At 62.4% G+C, this 18,719-nt stretch carries 17 protein-coding genes; 10 read left to right on the top strand and 7 right to left on the bottom strand.

The window, feature by feature from the left end:
• Nucleotides 1-27 precede the first annotated feature (27 nt).
• Entirely contained in the window at nucleotides 28-915 is an 888-nt protein-coding gene (locus tag R6G97_RS17850) for a LysR family transcriptional regulator (RefSeq protein WP_182941167.1), read from the top strand.
• A 73-nt stretch (nucleotides 916-988) separates the two neighbouring features.
• On the opposite strand, the gene R6G97_RS17845 is transcribed toward R6G97_RS17850, so the two are convergent.
• Entirely contained in the window at nucleotides 989-1,555 is a 567-nt protein-coding gene (locus R6G97_RS17845; protein WP_317847301.1) for a hypothetical protein, read from the bottom strand.
• A gap of 304 nt (nucleotides 1,556-1,859) precedes the next feature.
• Here R6G97_RS17845 and proP point away from each other — a divergent pair, with 304 nt between their 5' ends.
• Together proP and R6G97_RS17835 are read left to right on the top strand one after the other, a co-directional pair.
• A complete protein-coding gene (gene proP / locus R6G97_RS17840) occupies nucleotides 1,860-3,362 on the top strand; it encodes a glycine betaine/L-proline transporter ProP (RefSeq protein ID WP_043214829.1) in 1,503 nt (500 codons plus the stop codon).
• Between the two features lie 312 nt (nucleotides 3,363-3,674).
• Entirely contained in the window at nucleotides 3,675-4,796 is a 1,122-nt protein-coding gene (locus tag R6G97_RS17835) for a glycosyltransferase 61 family protein (protein WP_090345601.1), read from the top strand.
• Between the two features lie 19 nt (nucleotides 4,797-4,815).
• On the opposite strand, the gene R6G97_RS17830 is transcribed toward R6G97_RS17835, so the two are convergent.
• Nucleotides 4,816-5,010 carry a hypothetical protein gene (locus R6G97_RS17830; protein WP_090345603.1) on the bottom strand — a complete coding sequence of 65 codons (195 nt, stop codon included), beginning with the start codon at nucleotides 5,008-5,010 and terminating at the stop codon, nucleotides 4,816-4,818.
• A gap of 20 nt (nucleotides 5,011-5,030) precedes the next feature.
• On the bottom strand, nucleotides 5,031-6,638 hold the full coding sequence (locus R6G97_RS17825) for a methyl-accepting chemotaxis protein (RefSeq protein WP_090345605.1): 1,608 nt from the start codon (nucleotides 6,636-6,638) through the stop codon (nucleotides 5,031-5,033).
• A 254-nt stretch (nucleotides 6,639-6,892) separates the two neighbouring features.
• On the opposite strand from R6G97_RS17825, the gene R6G97_RS17820 reads away from it, so the two are divergent.
• Together R6G97_RS17820 and R6G97_RS17815 are read left to right on the top strand one after the other, a co-directional pair.
• On the top strand, nucleotides 6,893-7,690 hold the full coding sequence (locus R6G97_RS17820; protein WP_317848165.1) for a response regulator transcription factor: 798 nt from the start codon (nucleotides 6,893-6,895) through the stop codon (nucleotides 7,688-7,690).
• Nucleotides 7,680-10,355 carry a hybrid sensor histidine kinase/response regulator gene (locus tag R6G97_RS17815; protein WP_182818517.1) on the top strand — a complete coding sequence of 892 codons (2,676 nt, stop codon included), beginning with the start codon at nucleotides 7,680-7,682 and terminating at the stop codon, nucleotides 10,353-10,355. The genes R6G97_RS17820 and R6G97_RS17815 overlap by 11 nt, the downstream gene beginning before the upstream one ends.
• Before the next feature lie 87 nt (nucleotides 10,356-10,442).
• Here R6G97_RS17815 and R6G97_RS17810 read toward each other — a convergent pair whose 3' ends face one another.
• Entirely contained in the window at nucleotides 10,443-11,111 is a 669-nt protein-coding gene (locus R6G97_RS17810) for a DUF3313 domain-containing protein (protein ID WP_070571886.1), read from the bottom strand.
• A 235-nt stretch (nucleotides 11,112-11,346) separates the two neighbouring features.
• Here R6G97_RS17810 and R6G97_RS17805 point away from each other — a divergent pair, with 235 nt between their 5' ends.
• Together R6G97_RS17805 and R6G97_RS17800 are read left to right on the top strand one after the other, a co-directional pair.
• On the top strand, nucleotides 11,347-11,913 hold the full coding sequence (locus R6G97_RS17805; RefSeq protein ID WP_317847300.1) for an SPOR domain-containing protein: 567 nt from the start codon (nucleotides 11,347-11,349) through the stop codon (nucleotides 11,911-11,913).
• Between the two features lie 100 nt (nucleotides 11,914-12,013).
• The gene (locus R6G97_RS17800) at nucleotides 12,014-12,439 is read left to right on the top strand and encodes a GTP pyrophosphokinase (RefSeq protein ID WP_043214816.1); all 426 of its coding nucleotides are present in this window, start codon (nucleotides 12,014-12,016) and stop codon (nucleotides 12,437-12,439) included.
• Here the strand turns inward: R6G97_RS17800 and R6G97_RS17795 are convergent, their stop codons facing one another.
• The 3 genes from R6G97_RS17795 to R6G97_RS17785 form a co-directional block, all read right to left on the bottom strand.
• Nucleotides 12,440-13,132 (bottom strand): endonuclease, encoded by a 693-nt coding sequence (locus R6G97_RS17795; protein WP_070571888.1) that lies wholly within the window; start codon nucleotides 13,130-13,132, stop codon nucleotides 12,440-12,442. It lies immediately after the preceding gene.
• 6 nt (nucleotides 13,133-13,138) lie between these two features.
• Nucleotides 13,139-13,381 carry a DUF1654 domain-containing protein gene (locus R6G97_RS17790; RefSeq protein ID WP_043214811.1) on the bottom strand — a complete coding sequence of 81 codons (243 nt, stop codon included), beginning with the start codon at nucleotides 13,379-13,381 and terminating at the stop codon, nucleotides 13,139-13,141.
• A 235-nt stretch (nucleotides 13,382-13,616) separates the two neighbouring features.
• Nucleotides 13,617-14,705 (bottom strand): asparaginase, encoded by a 1,089-nt coding sequence (locus R6G97_RS17785; RefSeq protein WP_043214809.1) that lies wholly within the window; start codon nucleotides 14,703-14,705, stop codon nucleotides 13,617-13,619.
• Nucleotides 14,706-15,059: 354 nt separating this feature from the next.
• Between R6G97_RS17785 and R6G97_RS17780 the strand changes: the two genes are divergently transcribed.
• The 3 genes from R6G97_RS17780 to R6G97_RS17770 all read left to right on the top strand — a co-directional run bounded on the left by R6G97_RS17780 (nucleotide 15,060) and on the right by R6G97_RS17770 (nucleotide 18,716).
• Complete coding sequence (locus R6G97_RS17780) at nucleotides 15,060-16,013, top strand: sugar ABC transporter substrate-binding protein (RefSeq protein WP_090345613.1); 954 nt, start codon at nucleotides 15,060-15,062, stop codon at nucleotides 16,011-16,013.
• A 160-nt stretch (nucleotides 16,014-16,173) separates the two neighbouring features.
• Entirely contained in the window at nucleotides 16,174-17,724 is a 1,551-nt protein-coding gene (locus R6G97_RS17775; protein ID WP_043214804.1) for a sugar ABC transporter ATP-binding protein, read from the top strand.
• Nucleotides 17,721-18,716 (top strand): ABC transporter permease, encoded by a 996-nt coding sequence (locus R6G97_RS17770; protein WP_090345617.1) that lies wholly within the window; start codon nucleotides 17,721-17,723, stop codon nucleotides 18,714-18,716. The genes R6G97_RS17775 and R6G97_RS17770 overlap by 4 nt, the downstream gene beginning before the upstream one ends.
• Nucleotides 18,717-18,719: the final 3 nt, after the last annotated feature.

Below are 18,719 nucleotides of genomic sequence, written 5' to 3'. Positions count from 1 at the left end.
AAAATGCTTTGATAAGGATCGCTAACCATGCTGCCCGAACTGAAGATTGCCCAACTGCGCTATTTCGTGCTGGTCGCCGAACTCAAGAGCTTCCACGCCGCCGCACGCCAGGCGTTTCGCACCCAACCGGCCATTTCCCTGGCGGTGCGGGAGCTGGAGCAGAAACTGGGCCAGGCCCTGGTCGAGAAGGGCGGTGGCCGCGTGGAGCTCACGCCGTTCGGCGAGCATTGCCTGCCGCTGTTTCGCGGCTTGATCGAACACCACGACCGCATCGCCCGCGAGGCCACCTTGCTGGCCCGGCACGAGATTGGCCAGGTCAGCATCGCCACCGTGCCCTCGGTGGCCAGCCGTTTGCTGCCAGGGCCGTTGGCGCGTTTCGTGGCCGAGCACCCGAACGTGCAAGTCAGCATCCAGGACGGCACGGCCGAAAGTGTCCAGCAACTGTTGACCAAGGGGCAGGTGGACTTCGGGATCAGTAGCCTGTGGATGGAGGACGAGCAGATCGAGTTCATGCCGATCGCCCATGACCAGGTGGGCGTGGTGTGCCGGGCCGATCATCCACTGGTGCAAGTGGGCGGGGCCTTGCATTGGTCGCAGCTGCAGGGCCTGCCGATGATCGGCAACGGCACCTCGCGGCTACTGGAAGGCACGGATGCAGCGTGTTTGCTGGAGCACAGGCGGTTGTTCGTCTCCAACATGATTTCGTTGATCGCGATGTTGGAAGAAGGGGTAGGGATCAGTACCCTGCCGTACCTGGCGTTTCCGCTGGAAAACGAAAAACTCGCCTTCCTGCCCTTGGCCGCGCCCAAGGTGGAGCGCCAGATCGGCATGCTCACCCGCAAGGGGCGCAGCCTGTCACCGGCGGCGGGGGCGTTGATGGCGTTCTTGCAGGCGCAATGGCCGAGCGCCGAATGAAGGCCCACAGGTACCACGTCGCGCTTGGACCTGTGGGGCAAAGCCTACGATGGGCTGCAACACCGCCACACCTTCAGCGTGAGGTCTCGACGCGCAGCACCTCGGTGTAGATGGCATCGACCGTCTGGCCGACCTTGAGGTTCTTCATGCGCGCTTGTAGATCAGGGTTCTCGACCTTGACCACCTGCACCTTGCCTTCCGGCGGCAGCAGGGTCACTTCATGGTTCTTCAGGTCGATCTTGCTGATCTTGGAAGTGACCTTGACCTGGCGGAACGCCTCGCCGCCGGGGTTGGGGTTGTCCTTGGTGGCGCGGATGGTGCCGGACTCCTCGCTCATCTTCGGCGCACCACCGACCTCGGTATTGAGTTCGTAGGCGACCGCCCGGGTCACGTAGATGTCCACGTTGTCCCCCACCTTGAGGTTGGGCAAGGCCTTGGCTTTCTCGGTGAGCTGGAAGGTCACAGGTTTCTGGTTGGGGCCTTCGACGGTGACCTGGTAGTTCGGCGCATTCACCGCCAGTACATGGGTGGAGACGTGGCTTTCCAGGGCTTCACTGCCCAGCGGCAGCGGGGCCGCAACGACGGTGAAACTGGCGGCGCAGGTCAGCGAAGCAAGGGCGAGGGAGCGGGTGAGTTTCATCGGGCTTCTTTCCATGTCGTCGATTCCGGTTAGGCGTGCGCTGCGCACGCGCCTAGCAAGCATAGCCAGACTCTGGCGATATGCCTGTAACCAGGATGGCCCGTGACGAAGCCGGTGCTGCGGTCTGCAGGGGGCGCAAACTGCCCTTTGCGGAAGCGAATTTACCCGCCAATGCGACAGTGGTTTCATCAACGGCATTCGCCGGTAAACCTGCCCCACGGGGACTGCACAGCCTGACGGTGAATTTTTTTACGTTCCGCTGTATCTGATGCCATAGAACGTGCATCCGCGACAGGGAGCGACCATGAAATCACGGAAAAAGACCGTCAAGCCGATCGGCTTGCAGGACATCACCATCGTCGACGACGCCAAGATGCGCAAGGCGATCACCGCCGCGGCGCTGGGCAATGCCATGGAGTGGTTCGACTTCGGTGTCTATGGGTTCGTTGCCTATGCACTGGGCAAGGTGTTCTTTCCTAACGCAAGCCCCGGGGTGCAGATGATCGCGGCACTGGCCACGTTCTCGGTGCCATTCCTGATCCGCCCGCTGGGTGGGCTGTTCTTCGGCGCGTTGGGTGACCGCTATGGGCGTCAGAAGGTGCTGGCGGCGACCATCGTGATCATGTCCTTGAGTACGTTCGCCATCGGGCTGATCCCGTCCTATGCCTCGATCGGCATCTGGGCGCCGATCCTGTTGCTGCTGGCCAAGATGGCCCAAGGGTTCTCGGTGGGCGGCGAATACACCGGGGCGTCGATTTTCGTGGCCGAATACGCACCGGACCGCAAGCGGGGCTTTCTCGGCAGTTGGCTGGACTTCGGTTCGATCGCAGGGTTCGTGCTGGGCGCGGGCCTGGTGGTGCTCATCTCCACTGCACTGGGCGAGGCGGCGTTTCTGGAGTGGGGCTGGCGCTTGCCGTTCTTCCTGGCCTTGCCGCTGGGCCTGATCGGCCTCTACCTGCGCCACGCCCTCGAAGAGACGCCAGCTTTCCAGCAGCATGTCGACAAGCTGGAGCAGGGCGATCGCGAGGGCCTGGCTTCAGGCCCGAAGGTGTCGTTCAAGGAGGTCGCCACCCAGCACTGGCGCAGCCTGGTGACCTGCGTGGGTGTGGTCATCGCCACCAACGTCACCTACTACATGCTGCTCACCTACATGCCCAGCTACCTGTCCCATAACCTGCACTACAGCGAAGACCATGGGGTGCTGATCATCATCGCGATCATGGTCGGCATGTTGTTCGTGCAGCCGATCATTGGCCTGTTGAGCGACAAGGTCGGCCGCCGGCCCTTCATCATCGGTGGCAGCGTGGGGCTGTTGGTGCTTGCCATTCCGGCGTTCATGCTGATCAACAGCGGCGTGCTCGGGGTGATCTTCGCCGGTTTGCTGATCCTGGCCGTGCTGCTCAATTTCTTCATCGGGGTGATGGCTTCTACCTTGCCGGCGATGTTCCCCACCCATATCCGCTACAGCGCTTTGGCCAGCGCCTTCAACATTTCGGTGCTGATCGCCGGGCTGACCCCAACCATCGCCGCCTGGCTGGTGGAGAGCACCGAAAACCTGTACATGCCGGCCTACTACCTGATGGTGATCGCATTGGTGGGATTGGCCACGGGCGTGTCGATGAAGGAGACGGCCAACAAGCCCCTGCACGGCGCTGCCCCCGCTGCCTCGGACATCGAAGAAGCGCGCGAGCTGCTGCAGGAACACCACGACACGCTGGAGCAGAAGATCGAAGACATCGACGCGAAGATTGCCGAGCTTCAAGCCCAGCGCGCACGTTTGGCGCAACAGCATCCTCATATCGACTGACGGCGCGAAGCGGAGTCTGAATGTTCATTGCAAGTGCAAACTATTTAAGTCGGGTGATTAATTTGACGCCATAAAATAATTGGCAAATACCCGAGGTAGAGCGCTTGCAAAGTCATTTGTTGGCACCTTTACTTGTTACTGGATATGAGGGGCGCTGTTTCAATGAAGCGTGGCTTTCATATCAATGAGTTAAAGGGTGCATTGACGTTTCGCGTTGATATTCCGGCCTATTTGTCAGGTTCATAAAGGGTGGCTACATCCTTTATGGGTTTGCCGTTCCTGACGGGTCCCGCTCAGTGGGGAGGACTGTTCATGGAAAGTGAGGTGTCGGCGTTCAGTCAATTGGATTCCCATCATCGTCGGCACTGGACATTGGCCGCGTATAAATACATCGCGCGAAAACGGCTGGCTCGTCATGTCGATATCAGCCTGAAAAGCATCGCGGAAAAAAGCTGGGACATCGCCCCAGGTTGCCTGTCGTTCTCTCCGCCAGCCATTGCGCTGCCCGGCCAGCTGGAGCGCGTCACCGGCTGGGAGGAAAAACGCTTCTATCCATATGAGCACCCGGCCCGCACCATGGCAGGGTTGGGCGAAGTGGTGCAGGGCCCGACCCGGGGCTATCTGCTCAAGGACGTCTGGTTGATCGACGGAGTGCTGTACAAGGGGCGGGCCAGTTTCTGGCTTTCCCAACGGCCCAGGGCATTCCCGCCTGTGGTCGTGGAGCATGAGATCGACCGCGGGGCAATCTACTGTTCGGTCAACGGCAATACCTGGTTCGGCAACTGGATGGTCGAAGACTGCGTGACCTATCCCCTGGCCGCCGAGGAAGGTGTGCCGGTCACTGTCGGGCCGTCGGCGCGGTTTCCCATCTACACCCAGGCGCCGCCCTACGAAGACTGGCTCGGCATGAAGCCAAGGCGCCTGAGTGGCGCCTACTTCCATGAACTGGTGCTGTTCGATGACTTCTGTAACAACCGCAACAAGTATCTGCGTTTTCGCGCCATGGGCGACAAGCTGCTGTCGCGGGTGAACTATCAGTCTCACCCCGGCGTGTTCTTGCTGCGCGGTGGCGACGGCGACCTGCGCTTGCTGCGCAACGAACTGGAGTTGGCCGAGCACCTGCGTCGAACCCGTGGTTTTCACGTGGTCGATCCGCTGAAAAGCGACGTGCCGTCCATCGTTGCGGCCTGCGCCGGGGCGCAGGTGGTGATCGGTGTCGAGGGCAGCCAGCTGGTGCATGGGGTCAATGTCCTGCAACCGGGTGGTGCTTTGCTCGCCCTGCAACCGCCCAATCGCTTCGTCAGCTACTACAAGTACCACACCGACCGAGACAACCAGCACTTCGCTTATGTGGTCGGTACCCCCGATGGCGACGGTTTCAGGATCGACATCGAGGAAGTGGAGCGCACGTTGGATTTGATTCCACCGCCGTGAGCCGTGACCCAGAGCACGTTCAGGATGTGGCCCGGGCCAGGAGAAGGTTTGCCGTCTTCACCATTTGAATCCACTCCTGCTCGGTCACCAACCCCCTCTGCCGGAGCAACTGGGCCTCCAGGATGGCCTCGTCGTACTCGGATTCGGTGAACCCCTTCAAGTGCACGTGCCTTGACGACCACAAGGCAAATTCCGGTGATTGAATGTCGTTCATCGTCGCAAACCCTTCCGTGGTCAGATCTTGAAGTTCGCCACCAAGCCGTTGAGTTCGATTGCAAGCTGGGACAACGCCTGGCTGGCCGCGCTGGTCTGGTTTGCGCCCGCGGAGGTCTGCATCGACAGGTCACGGATATTGACCAGGTTGCGATCGACTTCCCGGGCGACCTGAGCCTGCTCTTCTGAGGCGCTGGCGATCACCAGGTTGCGGTCGTTGATGGTGGACATGGACTGGGAGATAACCGTCAGGGCGTGGCCCGCCGCCTGGGCGATTTCCAGCGTACTGTTGGCGCGGCTTTCACTTGCGCGCATGGCATCGACCGCATGCGCAGTGCCGGAGCGGATGCCGCTGATCATCTGTTCGATCTCGCCGGTGGACTGCTGGGTGCGATGGGCGAGGGCGCGTACTTCGTCGGCTACCACCGCGAAGCCACGCCCGGCTTCGCCTGCCCGCGCCGCCTCGATCGCGGCGTTCAAGGCCAGTAGATTGGTCTGCTCGGCGATCTCACCGATCACCTCGAGCACGCGGTTGATCTCGTTGGCGCGGTGCGCCAGCTCGGCGATCTGCCCAGAGGTCGTGCTGACATCGCCCACCAGTTGCTGGAGCGAACCCAGTGCCTGTTCGACTTTCTCGCGGCCCTGGCGCGTGGTGCTGTCGGCGTCCTCGGAGGCCTGAGCAGTATTGACTGCATTGCTGGCCACTTCCTCGACGGCTGCGGTCATTTCGTTGACAGCGGTTGCGGCCTGTTCGATCTCCGCGCTCTGCTGGTGCAATCCACGGTTGGTATCTTCGGTCACCGCGTGCAGCTCTTCGGCCGCGGAGGCGAGCTGGTCGGAGGATTGAGCGATGTGCTGCAAGGTCTGGCGCAGGCTGTCCTGCATGTGCTTGAGCGATGCCAGCAATTGGCCCGGCTCGTCGCGCTCCTTGATACGGAGCTCTTGGGTCAGGTCGTTGCCGGCAATCCGCTGGGCGACCGCAATGGCATCCGCCAGCGGGCGCACGATGCTACGGGTCAGCAAGAACGAGCAGAGCAGCATCACGAGCAGGATGACCACCAAGGCTACGACGATGGCGAAGAACGCCTCGTAGTAAGCCTTTTCGCTGGCTTCGGCTGCGCGGTCGGCGCTGTCGGAGTTGAAGATTCGCAGGGCATTGAGGGCGGCCATCATGCTGTCGGCCTGAGGGGACAGCTCATGCTTGATGGTGTTCATGGTCGCCGCCTTGTCGCCCTGGGCTGCGAGGACCTTGTCCAGTATCGTCAGGTAGTTTGCGTATTCGCGGCTGAAGGCGGTGAAGAGGGCACGGTCTTCTTCGCTGTGGAGGGTTTTCTCGTATTCGGCCAACGCGCTGGAAACATCGCCCTTGAGCGATTCGATCCTGCGCACGTCTTCAACGTCTTGCTCGATGAAATTGCGCAGGGCCAGCGAACGTATCCGCCCCAGATGGTTGCTGATATCGCCGGTGGCCATCACACCGGGCAGCCAGTGCTGGCGGACTTGTTCGGCCGAGGCGTTCATGGATCGGGTTTGCAGGATGGCAGTCACGCCGATCGCCAGCGTCAACAAGGCGATGAGCGAGAAAATAAGCGCGCAGCGGCTTCCGATGGCGAGGGATCGTAAATTCATGGGGAGAGGCTCCACGGTCAAGAGGACGTCGCACTTCGAGCACGGTGTACCGTGGATTATCAAGCCATTGGGTGGGCGTGGCTTTTGCCCGGAGGGCCGCGTCTTTCGCCGGCGGGAAATTTTTGTTGGCGCAGACGCGCTCGCGAAGTATCCGCAGTTGAAGCGCGCAAAAGTGGCATGCGATAAAACGGCTGTACAGGCCTGCGTGATGGTGCGGGCCGGCTCTGTAATCGGCCGGTAGAGGAGGGAGTTTCATCGAGACGCTAAATCTTGCGCCAGACGTTCTCCAAGGGCAGCGTATCCTGGTCGTCGATGATGTCGACAATGAGCGGATGCTGCTCGCCGACTACCTGCAGCAGCAAGGTTGCCGCGTGTATCTGGCACGCAACGGCCAGGATGCATTCAAGAAGGTTCAGCTGATCAATCCGGACATCGTGTTGATGGATGTGCTGATGCCGGTTTGCGATGGCCTGACCTGTTGTCGAATGATGCAGGCCTCGGCATTGACCCGGCAGATCCCCGTGATCTTCCTGACAGGCGCGGGCATGCCTGACCAGCGGGTGCAAGGCCTGCTGTGCGGCGCGGTCGACTACATCGTCAAACCCTTCAGGCTGGAAGAGATCCGTCTGCGGCTGGTGATTCATCTTCGACGCAAACTGGACAACGCTTCGGTGAATGAGCATCAGGCCGCACCAGTGCGCAACCTCGACAACATACTGTTCCAGACCGCGCGCAACGTGTTGGTGAATGCGTTGAGCACGACCCCTGACCTGCACGAGCTGGCCGCGCAGGTGGGCACCAACAGCAAACGCCTGAACGAAGCCTTCCGCCAGTGCGCCGGGGTGACGGTGTTCGAATTCCTGCGAGAGGAACGCATGAAGGAGGCGTGCCGCCTGCTGTCCAACACCGGCCTTGCCTCCCAGGCGATCGCCCTGGAGGTGGGATTCACTAGCGGCGCCAGCTTCTCGACGGCGTTTCGCGACCGTTACGGGCTCTCGCCCAATCAGTTTCGCCAGTCGCGCGGCAACTTGGAGTCGGGCGATGTCGACTGACGCTCGTAGCGCATGCACGGTCTTTTTCGGGGCCTTGCTGTTGTTGCTGGCCTTCGGCTCGGTGGCGGTGTTCGATCAGCGCAGTTTCCACGCCCCGTTCCAAGCGCTCACTGGTAGTGCCCAAGTCTTCGAAGAGCCCCCCGGACAGGCCCTCGAAGCGCAGCAGGCCCTGCAACAGGCACGCTGGCGTCCAGCCAGCAAAGCGCTTCTGAGCGCGCCGCGTCGTCATTCCGCGCTCTGGCTGAGGCTCAAGGTCCAGGCACCGGACTTGCCGGTCACCGAGCGCTGGCTGGAAGTTGCGCCCTGGCGAGTCGGAGACATCGATCTCTACCAACTCGATGCCCGTACCGGCGAAGTGATCGACCATCAGCGCACCGGCCCTTCGCTGCCCATCGAGGCGCGGACGATTCACAGTCAGCGGAATCTGCTGCCCATCACTTTCGTCGGCGCAACGCCGAGCGATCTGTTGATTCGGGTGCAAAGCGAACACAGGCCCACGCTGTCACTCAGGTTATGGGAGGCGGACGCCGTGCAGGCCCAGGACCGCCTCGAGCAGTTGCAGCATGCCGTGCTGTTCGGGTGTGTGCTGGCGCTGGTGGCGATCCTGCTACTGCGGCTGAAGCTGGCCTTCATGACACTTGCTCTGTGGCTGCTGGCAACCTTCGCCATGCAGGCCGAACAGGAAGGCTACCTGACTTTTCAGCTGTTCGATGGATTGCAATCCATGGGGCTGGCCCTGCGCACGACGTTCTGGCAGATCGCGCTGTTCAGCTTCCTGACCTCGGCGCTGCTATTGCTCGACCTTCGCCAGCGCCGGGCGTGGCGGTACTTCTATTGGCCGAGCGTGGTGCTCATAGGGGCGTTGGTCCTGAGCCAGGCATTGTGGGATAACAATACGCTGCGCACGCTCAGCGCCTACCTGAGCCTGACCGTGCTGCTGGCATGGCCTTTCTCGTTATCGCGCGTCGCCTTGCGCGGCAACCCCTATCGCCAGGTGCTGTTGGTGCTGTTCCTGCTCAGCTGGCTGGAAAGCCTGTGGTTCACCTTCAACTACACCTTTGCCATCAACTATGACGGGCTGTTCAACATCTCGGCCATGCTCATCCGGTTAGGCATCATTGTCGGCATCATTGGCTTGTTCGCCCTCGAGCAGCAGGTCAGGCGCAAGCAGATCGAGCAGGAGCTGCTCGAGAGCGAACGCCAGCAAAAGCACCGCTTGGAAAAGGCCGTGGCCCAGCGTACACGGGCGCTTCAGGCCGCCGTGGTCGAAGCCAACAACGCCAGCCAGGCAAAAATCGAATTTCTCGGTCGGGTCAGCCACGATCTGCGCTCGCCGCTGACCTCGATCATCGGCTACGCGCAACTGTTGCAAGCCGAAGGGGGTGCGATCACACGAAAGGCGGGGGTGATCTTCAAGAGCGCCAACCACATGCTGGCGCTGGTCAGCGACCTGATCGATTACGCCAAAGGCACCTCGGGACAAACCTTGCTCGTGGCGCCGGTGTACTTCCATGGTGTGCTGGACTCGGTGGTCATGGAGGCGCAAGTCCTGGCCCTGCGACGCAACAACAAATTCTCGTTCGACCTGTCTGGGGCTGTACCGCCCGTTGTGGAAGTCGATGCCAAGCGCCTGCGCCAGGTGTTGATCAATCTGCTGGACAACGCCGCCAAGTTCACCCGAGACGGCATGATCGGCCTGAAGGTGCGTGCGACGGATACACCGGGCAAGGCGAGCTGCGTGGACCTGCATTTTTGCGTGCACGACACCGGCCTTGGCATCGCCAAAGAAGACTTGCCGAACCTGTTTGCGCCTTTCTTTCGCAGCCACGCCCACGAAGTGGAGGGCAGTGGACTGGGCTTGGCCATCGTCGATCACTGGTTGGGGCTGATGGGCGCGAACGTTGAGGTCGACAGCGCCGTTGGAGAAGGGACGCGCATCGGGTTTTGCCTGACGGTCAATGTCGCTTGCGAGAGCCAGATCACCGAGCCGCAATGGCTGGATTTCTCGATTGCCGTACCGCCGGTCCTGGGGGAGGGGCGCACGGTGTGGGTGGTCGAAGACAACGACGACATCCGCAATTTGTTGGTAGATGAACTGCTCACTTGCGGGTTCGCTGTCCAGGCGGCGGTGGATGGCGAGGATTGCCTGGCACGGCTCGCCGCGACCGTTTCCCAGCCGCCAGCGTTGGTCCTGACCGATTACCTGATGCCCAAGCTCAACGGCGCGCAGTTGCTGCGAGCATTGCGCGAGCGTTGGCCCGCGCTGCCTGTGGTGTTGATTTCGGCGACCCAGCACAGCCAGCATCTGCCCAGCCCACCGCACCCCGCCTTCGACGCTGCGCTGATAAAGCCGGTCAATCTGGCGACATTGCGCCAGACGCTGGCGCAGCTACTGGGGCTGGGTTATCGCATGGAAGGCAGGGAGGAGGAGGTGCCGTGCGACCGGGTGCTGCTGATCCACCAATTGAGCAGCCTGGAGGCGCATCGTTTGCGGGAGTTACGTGTGTTGCTCGAGGCGGGGGCGGTCACGGACCTGTTCGAATGGGTGCAAGGTCTTCCGCAGGAGCTCGAGATGCTGGCGGCCCATATGTGTGCATTGGCCGAAGCCTGTGATCTGGATGCCGTGAGCGCGCTGCTCGAAGCCGTGCCCGCGACAAAACCGTGAGGTCGTGCAGGTTTCACGGGTAAACCGGACACCGAACCGATTCACCCGCGAAGCGGGCGCCACGCAGAAGGGCAGCGCCGACAAGGATCATTTCTTCAGGGCCTGGTACGACTTGACCATGTCCTGCGCCCAACCGTCGAGCACGGCCTTGGCATCTTTGGCCTGCATGACTTGCGATGAGTTCTCCAGCTCTGTGCCGGCGCCTTTGCGCACCACCTCGGCCACTACCTGGTTGTTGCTGCCATCGATGAAGGCCGCCTCGGTGGCGATGCTGGTGTCCTGGTCGCGAATGCCGGTGGCGGTGCTGATACCCGCGGCGATCAGGGCGATCGGGATCACTTCATACGGGCGCAGGCTCTTGGTGGAGGCGCTGACCGCAGTGATCGCCGGGCGCACGACCAACACGCCTGGGCCTGGGCTGGTGGCCAGCGGCAGGACCTTCGAGAAGTGTGATTTCAAGGTCTGGTCGTAGTACTGGGTGATGCCTTGAAGCGTGGACTGCGGAACCTTCTCGGTCGGCTGCGGCCGCGGATAGAGCTGGCTGGGCTCGATGTACACGCTGCGGAAGGCGTTGACGTCGACGCCAGGCTTGATCCAGCGCATCACCGGCGCACCGGAGGGGGACTTTTCTTCCTTGAGGATGCTGTAGTCCTTCAGAAAGCCGGAATACTGATCGGACTCCACGTATTTGCTCGCGCAACCGGAGAGCAGTAGCGAGGACAGGCACAAGGTTGTAGCGAACGACTTCAGGTTCATTCAGGTTCTCCTTGGGACATTGGCAGTGCGCGGTGGCCTTGGTTTCGAGTTCGTGTGACGGTGTCGTGGAAACGCCAGGTCGCGCGCCCTCCAATGATATGTAGCGCACAGTTGCCGAAGTTGCCGGACAAAGTGTTGTCCGACAGTGCATTTGTCGGGTCAATGTCCTGTTGCTGAGTCAGATCAAGGTGTCGCTCATGCTAGAATCCGCCGCTTCGAATCAGGAGGTAGACGCGTGCGCAAACTGGCAGTGGTAATGGCAGTGCTGGCCCTGGCGGGCTGTGAGAACGAGGTCGAGGGTGTCCACAAACAGGTGGCCGAACTGCACAACCTCAAGACGGCCAAGTTCGCCAACGTGCGGATCGACACCCAGGGCTCGATCTGCGGCCAGGTGCGCGGCAAGGACGACGCCGGGCAGTACGAGGCGTACCGCAGTTATGTGGCGATCAAGCACGATGGCCAGTATGAAATCCTCGTCGATGACACCGGCAACAACCTGCGCATCCGTGAGGTCTGCGGCGGTGCCGAGCTGCAACGCCGCGCCGATGCCCTGGCTGACCAGCCGGCCCCGGAAGGCTGGGATGTGGAAGTGATCCAAGGGGCCAACATGGGCGCCTTGACCGACATGACTGCCCGCCTGATCGAAAAGGGCATCCCGTCCTCGGTCGAGTATCGCAATGGCAAGCCGGTGGTGTTGATGGGGCCATTCCCCACCAAGGCCGAGGCCGAGGCACGCAAGGCCGATGTCATGGCGCGCCTGGGCACGGACTCGATCGTCATCCAGCACGGCGCACAGCGCTAAGGCACGGGCCGCACAGCGGCTCCAGGGCGTCAAAAATGCATGTCCGGGGCGTGTGCGGCTATGCTTGCAGGGAAGCAGGTGGTTGAGGGGGAAAGGCCTCATGTCTACGCTGGAACGGGCCATTGCCGTCGCTGCCAGGGCGCATGAAGGGCAATACGACAAGGGTGGGGCGGCCTACATTCTCCACCCGTTGCGGGTGATGATGCGGGTTTCGACGCCCGAGCAGCGGATCGTCGCGGTGCTCCACGACGTGTTGGAGGACACCCCGCTGACCCTGTCGGACCTCGCGCGCGAAGGCTTCCCCCTGAAGATCCTCGCCGCCGTGCTGGCGTTGAGCCGGCGTGAAGGCGAGAGCTACGAAGCGTTCGTGGTGCGCCTTGGCGGCGACCCGCTGGCGCGGCAGGTCAAGCTGGCGGACCTGGCCGACAACAGTGACCTGTCGCGTATCCCATGCCCGGGCCCTGCGGACCTGGCCCGGCTTTGCCGCTACCAGCAGGCCAGCGCCTACCTGCAGACCCTCAACTGATCAGCCACAGGCCTGCATGTTCACCGGCCCGACGAAGTCGTTGCCATGGCCCATCACGCACGCCACCTGTTGGTTGCGCTGCAACTCCCAGGTCTGCGGTGGATAGGTCTTGTTCCAGGCCTCGAACAACTGCCGGTCTTGCTTGGACAGGCGCAGGTTGTACTGTTTGCTCATATAGAAGTAGGTGCGCGCGATCATCCCGCGGATCGACGGGCGCGGCATCACTTTCTTGGCCTTGAAGTCCACCTGAGTCAGGCAGCTGCCGTACTGACCCTGTTGCTGCGGCAGCCAGCCGAAGCTGTAGTTGCTGCGGTCGCCATTGACCTCGCCGATGCTCGGTACCAAGTTGTGCAGGTCGGCTTCGGCGCGTTTGTACACCTCATCGTGGCGCGAGCAGTTCTTGCGTCCACCATTCTGCCAGCATTGGCGCTGATGGCCGATCTGCCAGGCAGGCACGATGTGTTCCCATTCGATGCGCGAAGCGCGTTGGGCATTCTTGCGCGGGGTGTAGCCGCAAGAGGCCAGGTCCACTTTGTTGCCTTTGTACTTGCAACCACAGTAGAACTCGGTGGATTGCGGTGCATACAGGCGCCAGGCGACCTTCTTGGCTTCCTGGAAGGTACGTGGGGCGTCGGCGTGGGCAGTGACAGCGGTGAACAGCAGGCACAGGCCTGCGAAAAGCGAAACTCTCATGCGCGGTCAGTCTTCCTTGGGCACAGTCCAGAAGATCTGCACGCCGCCGTCATCGCGGTGGGCGAGGGTGACGTTGTCGTTTTCGGCGATTTCCTCGAGCAGGGTTTCCCAGTCGTCGGGCGACTCGTGCTCCAGGCGGAAGATCAAGGCCGCGCGGCTGCGCTGGGCGATGGGGCTGTTGATGATCTTCTGGATGCGCAGACCCAGTTGTTCGTAGGTACTAGGGGATGCTGCAGAGGTACTGGCCACGGGGCTTTTCCTTGTTTTGCTGTATGCGCATACAGTATTTCACTGTAAGGCATTTCGCAACAGCGTGTAAGGCGAAAGCGTCTATGACCGCAGGGATGGAATTGGTTCACTCACGGGTGAATGCAGTTGCGGGTAAGCCCGCTCCTCCCACGTCCGCTCTGGACCCTGTGGGAGCGGGTTTACCCGCGAAGGGGCCGGCTCATACAACGCGCCGGCCCGACGTCATGGCAACGAATCAATACTCCCAGAAGATCCGCTGCAGCTCCTTGCTGTCCTGGGTCTTGGTCATCGCCACCATCGCCAGGATCCGCGCCTTCTGTGGATTCAGGTCATGGGCCACGACCCAGTCGTTCTTGTCGTCAGGCTGTTCGGCGTTGCGCAGCACGAAACCACCCTGATTGACGTGGGACGAACGAATGATCTGAACACCGTTCTTGCGCAGCTCTTGCAGGGCTGGCACCACCCGCGACGATACCGAGCCATTGCCAGTGCCGGCGTGGATCAGAGCCTTGGCGCCATTTTGCGCCAGCGCCTTGTAAGCGGTGTCGGTCACGTTGCCGTAGCCATAGGCGATGTCCACCTGGGGCAGGGCGCTGATTTGCTTGATGTCGAACTCCGAGTTGACGGTATGGCGCTTGGCCGGCAGGCGGAACCAGTAGGACTTGCCTTCGACCACCATGCCCATCGGGCCCCAGGCGCTCTTGAACGCTTCGGTCTTGATGTTGACCGACTTGCTCACGTCACGGCCGGACTGGATCTCGTCGTTCATGGTCACCAGCACCCCTTTACCGCGGGACTGCTTGTCGCTGGCTACTGCTACGGCGTTGTACAGGTTGAGCATGCCATCGGCGGACATGGCAGTGCCCGGGCGCATGGAGCCGACGACCACGATTGGCTTGTCGGTCTTCTCCACCAGGTTGAGGAAGTAGGCGGTTTCTTCGAGGGTATCGGTGCCGTGGGTGATGACGATGCCGTCGACGTCCTTGCTGTCGGCCAGCTCCGCGACGCGTTTGCCAAGCTTGAGCAGGTCGTCGTTGCTGATGCTCTCGGAGGCGATCTGCATCACCTGCTCGCCGCGCACGTTGGCCAAGGTGGCCAGCTCCGGTACGCCGGCGATGAGTTTGTCGACACCGAGCTTGGCGGCCTGGTAGGTGGCGCTGTTGGCGGCGCTGGCACCGGCGCCGGCAATGGTGCCGCCGGTGGCGAGGATGACCACGTTGGCCAGCTTCTGCTGTTGCTCTGCTTCCTTGGCGCTAAGGCCGGTCGGCAGGATCAGCAACAGGGCGAGGGCGCTTGGGGCGAAGGTTTTCACTGCAGCATTCATGTTTTTATTTTCTCTCTTCCAAATGAGACGGTTGGCTGTGTCGCGCCCTAAAGCAGGCAGGTTTCGTACCAGCGGGGGCCGTGGTCCCAGCAAGGGCTGGATGAGGCCGTGATCAGGGCGCGTTACGACAAACCTGTGAGACTGGTTCGGGCTGCATGACAGCCTGTTCCGTTCGGTATCCCGAATGAGAGTAGGAAAAGGTGTTCGGTTTTTCGGAAATTTTCCGGATAATCCCGACGTACGCGGCCTGGGCAAAACCGCGTAAGGGTTTGACAAAAGCAGGTCTTGTTTCCATAGTTAGGCAACGCAAACGTTTGCGATCCGATAAAAAACACAAGATTCGGAGTCAAATTCATGAAATTGCCATTCCCTGGCCGCTTGCTGGCCCTGGCTGTCTTCTCCACGCTTGCCCTCTCGCTCCCCGTGTCCGCCGCCCAGGCCCAGGACAAACCCAAGGTCGCCCTGGTCATGAAATCCCTGGCCAACGAGTTCTTCCTGACCATGGAAGACGGCGCCAAGACCTACCAGAAAACCCACGCTGATGATTTCGACTTGGTGGCCAATGGCATCAAGGACGAATCCGATACTGGCAACCAGATCCGCATCGTCGAGCAGATGATCGTCTCCGGCGTCAACGCCCTGGTCATCGCTCCGGCCGACTCCAAAGCCCTGGTGCCGGTGATCAAGAAGGCCATGGACGCGGGCATCACTGTGGTCAACATCGACAACCGCCTCGACCCCGACGTGCTCAAGAGCAAAGGCCTGAGCGTGCCCTTCGTCGGCCCCGACAACCGCAAGGGCGCACGTTTGGTCGGCGACTACCTGGCCCAGCAGAAGCTCAAGGCCGGGGACCAGGTCGGTATCATCGAAGGCGTGCCGACCACCACCAACGCCCAGCAGCGCACCGCAGGCTTCAAGGACGCCATGGAAGCTGCGCAGATGAACGTGGTCTCGGTGCAGTCGGGCAACTGGGAGATCGACAAGGGCAACGCCGTCGCCGCCGCCATGCTCAACGAATACCCCGATCTCAAGGCATTGCTGGCCGGCAACGACAGCATGGCCCTGGGCGCTGTGTCGGCGGTGCGGGCGGCAGGCAAGACCGGCCAGGTGCAAGTGGTTGGGTACGACAACATCCGCGCCATCAAGCCCATGCTCAAAGACGGCCGCGTGCTTGCCACCCTCGAGCAGCATGGCGCCGACCAGGCAGTGTTCGGCATCCAGGCGGCCTTGCAGATGCTCAAGGGCGAAAAGCCTGCGGTGGATGCCGACAACGTCATCCAGACCCCGGTTGAACTGGTTACCAAATGATGATGCGGCATCGCGGCGCCGGTTTCGCCGGTAGGACCGCACCCACAGGTACAGCAGGGTTTTCCAGGCCTGCGCAAGGTCTGTGGGCACCGGCTCATCCGCGAGGAGGCCAGCACAGCCAATACAAGACCGCTGCGTTCCCTGGGGCGGGGTGTCTGCCATGAAAGAAGCGAATGAGGTCACCCTTGCCGTCAGCGGCCTGGGCAAGACTTACACCCAGCCGGTGCTCGGCGATGTGACGCTGGAGCTGCGCGCCGGCGAAGTGCTGGCGCTCACCGGCGAGAACGGCGCGGGCAAGAGCACGCTGTCCAAGCTGATCAGCGGCCTGGAAACGCCCACCACAGGGCAGATGCGTTATCGCGGCGAGCCCTACGCGCCCGGCAGTCGCAGCGCGGCCGAGCGCCTGGGCGTGCGCATGGTGATGCAGGAGCTCAACCTGCTGCCCACCCTGACCGTGGCCGAGAACCTGTTCCTCGACAACCTGCCCAGCCGCGCCGGTTGGATCAGTCAGAAACGCCTGCGCCAACTGGCTACCGCCGCCATGGCCCAGGTCGGCCTGGATGCCATCGACCCGGACACCCCGGTCGGCGAGTTGGGCATCGGCCATCAGCAGATGGTGGAGATCGCCCGCAACCTCATTGGCGATTGCCATGTGCTGATCTTCGACGAGCCCACGGCGATGCTCACCGCTCGCGAAGTGGAGCTGCTGTTCACTCAGATCGAACGCCTACGCCAGCGCGGCGTGGCCATCGTCTATATCTCCCATCGCCTGGAAGAGCTGCAGCGCGTGGCCCAGCGCATCGCCGTGCTGCGCGATGGCAAGTTGGTGTGCGTCGAGCCGATCCAGCGCTACAGCAGCGCCGAGCTGGTCAACCTCATGGTCGGTCGCGAGCTGGGCGAGCATATCGACCTCGGTCGTCGCGAGATCGGCCAGACGCTGCTCAAGGTCAACAAGCTCAGCCGTGGCGACAAGGTGCGCGAGGTGTCGTTCGAGGTCAGGGCAGGGGAGATTTTCGGTATTTCCGGCCTGATCGGCGCCGGACGCACCGAGCTGTTGCGCCTGATCTACGGCGCCGACCGCGCCGACAGCGGGCAGATCGAACTTGGCCAGCCCTTGCAGCCGGTCACCCTCGATTCGCCCAAGGCGGCGGTGCGCGCGGGCATCGCGTTGATCACCGAGGACCGCAAGGGCGAAGGCCTGCTGCTCACTCAATCGATCAGCGCCAATATTGCCCTGGGCAACCTGGGGGCGGTGTCCCGCGCGGGCATACTCGACGCCGAAGCCGAGCGCGCCCAGGCGCTGCGCCAGATCAATGCCATGCGCATCCGCAGCGCCAGCCCGGCCCAGGCCGTGGGCGAGCTTTCCGGCGGCAACCAGCAGAAAGTGGTGATCGGCCGCTGGCTGGAGCGCAACTGCCAGGTGCTGTTGTTCGACGAGCCGACCCGGGGCATCGATGTCGGCGCCAAGTTCGACATCTATGGCCTGCTGGCCGAGCTGGCGCGCCAGGGCAAGGCCTTGGTGGTGGTGTCCAGCGACCTGCGCGAGTTGATGCTGATCTGCGATCGCATCGCTGTGCTCTCGGCGGGCCGGCTGATCGACACCTTCGACCGCGAGCGCTGGAGCCAGGATCAACTGCTCGCCGCCGCCTTCGCCGGCTATCAGAAACGTGACGCACTGCTGCATGAAGCAGCTCCCAGGATGGACCCATGAAGACCACACCCCTCGACACCCCGGGCCGCGCCCCCGCGCGCCGCAGCGCCAATTACTTCGGCCTGGGTACTTACCTGGGCCTGGCTGGCGCCTTGCTGGCGATGATCGTGCTGTTCTCGTTCTTGAGCAGCCATTTCCTGTCCTACGCCACCTTCAGTACCCTGGCCAACCAGATCCCGGACCTCATGGTGTTGGCGGTGGGCATGACCTTCGTGCTGATCATCGGCGGCATCGACCTGTCGGTGGGCTCGGTGTTGGCCCTGGCCGCCTCGGCGGTCAGCGTGGCGATCCTGGGCTGGGGCTGGAGCCCGTTGCCTGCGGCGTTGCTGGGCATGGCCGTGGCGGCGCTGGCCGGCAGCGTCACCGGTGGCATCACCGTGGCCTGGCGCATCCCATCGTTCATCGTGTCCTTGGGCGTGCTGGAGATGGCCCGAGGCCTGGCTTACCAGTTCACCGACTCGCGCACCGCCTACATCGGCGATGCCTTCGCCTGGTTCTCCAACCCCATCGCCTTCGGTATTTCGCCAGCCTTCATCATCGCCTTGCTGGTCATCGTCGTCGCCCAGTTGGCGCTGACCCGCACGGTGTTCGGCCGCTACCTGATCGGCATCGGCACCAATGAGGAGGCCGTGCGCCTGGCAGGCATCGACCCGCGCCCCTACAAGGTGCTGGTGTTCGCCTTGATGGGGCTGCTCGCGGGCCTGGCCGCGCTGTTCCAGATCTCCCGCCTGGAAGCCGCCGACCCCAATGCCGGCGCTGGCCTGGAGCTGCAGGTCATCGCCGCCGTGGTCATCGGCGGCACCAGCCTGATGGGCGGGCGCGGCTCGGTCATCAGCACTTTCTTCGGTGTGCTGATCATCTCTGTGTTGGCCGCGGGGCTGGCGCAGATCGGTGCCTCCGAACCCACCAAACGCATCATCACCGGGGCGGTCATCGTGATCGCCGTGGTGCTCGACACTTACCGGAGCCGGCGCGCAGGCCGGCGGAACTGAACC

Origin of the sequence: Pseudomonas sp. HTZ2 (assembly GCF_033173945.1) — a bacterium.
In the GTDB taxonomy this organism is placed as follows: domain Bacteria; phylum Pseudomonadota; class Gammaproteobacteria; order Pseudomonadales; family Pseudomonadaceae; genus Aquipseudomonas; species Aquipseudomonas guariconensis.
The sequence above is the reverse complement of the archived record's forward strand: the minus strand, read 5'-3'. Positions and strand labels throughout refer to the sequence as shown.

What these genes read in the sequence shown, in the direction of transcription:
- R6G97_RS17850 (WP_182941167.1), top strand. Translation starts at nt 28, where the DNA reads ATGCTGCCCGAACTGAAGATTGCCCAACTGCGCTATTTCGTGCTGGTC.
- R6G97_RS17845 (WP_317847301.1), bottom strand. Translation starts at nt 1,555, where the DNA reads ATGAAACTCACCCGCTCCCTCGCCCTTGCTTCGCTGACCTGCGCCGCC.
- proP (WP_043214829.1), top strand. Translation starts at nt 1,860, where the DNA reads ATGAAATCACGGAAAAAGACCGTCAAGCCGATCGGCTTGCAGGACATC.
- R6G97_RS17835 (WP_090345601.1), top strand. Translation starts at nt 3,675, where the DNA reads ATGGAAAGTGAGGTGTCGGCGTTCAGTCAATTGGATTCCCATCATCGT.
- R6G97_RS17830 (WP_090345603.1), bottom strand. Translation starts at nt 5,010, where the DNA reads ATGAACGACATTCAATCACCGGAATTTGCCTTGTGGTCGTCAAGGCAC.
- R6G97_RS17825 (WP_090345605.1), bottom strand. Translation starts at nt 6,638, where the DNA reads ATGAATTTACGATCCCTCGCCATCGGAAGCCGCTGCGCGCTTATTTTC.
- R6G97_RS17815 (WP_182818517.1), top strand. Translation starts at nt 7,680, where the DNA reads ATGTCGACTGACGCTCGTAGCGCATGCACGGTCTTTTTCGGGGCCTTG.
- R6G97_RS17810 (WP_070571886.1), bottom strand. Translation starts at nt 11,111, where the DNA reads ATGAACCTGAAGTCGTTCGCTACAACCTTGTGCCTGTCCTCGCTACTG.
- R6G97_RS17800 (WP_043214816.1), top strand. Translation starts at nt 12,014, where the DNA reads ATGTCTACGCTGGAACGGGCCATTGCCGTCGCTGCCAGGGCGCATGAA.
- R6G97_RS17795 (WP_070571888.1), bottom strand. Translation starts at nt 13,132, where the DNA reads ATGAGAGTTTCGCTTTTCGCAGGCCTGTGCCTGCTGTTCACCGCTGTC.
- R6G97_RS17785 (WP_043214809.1), bottom strand. Translation starts at nt 14,705, where the DNA reads ATGAATGCTGCAGTGAAAACCTTCGCCCCAAGCGCCCTCGCCCTGTTG.
- R6G97_RS17780 (WP_090345613.1), top strand. Translation starts at nt 15,060, where the DNA reads ATGAAATTGCCATTCCCTGGCCGCTTGCTGGCCCTGGCTGTCTTCTCC.
- R6G97_RS17775 (WP_043214804.1), top strand. Translation starts at nt 16,174, where the DNA reads ATGAAAGAAGCGAATGAGGTCACCCTTGCCGTCAGCGGCCTGGGCAAG.
- R6G97_RS17770 (WP_090345617.1), top strand. Translation starts at nt 17,721, where the DNA reads ATGAAGACCACACCCCTCGACACCCCGGGCCGCGCCCCCGCGCGCCGC.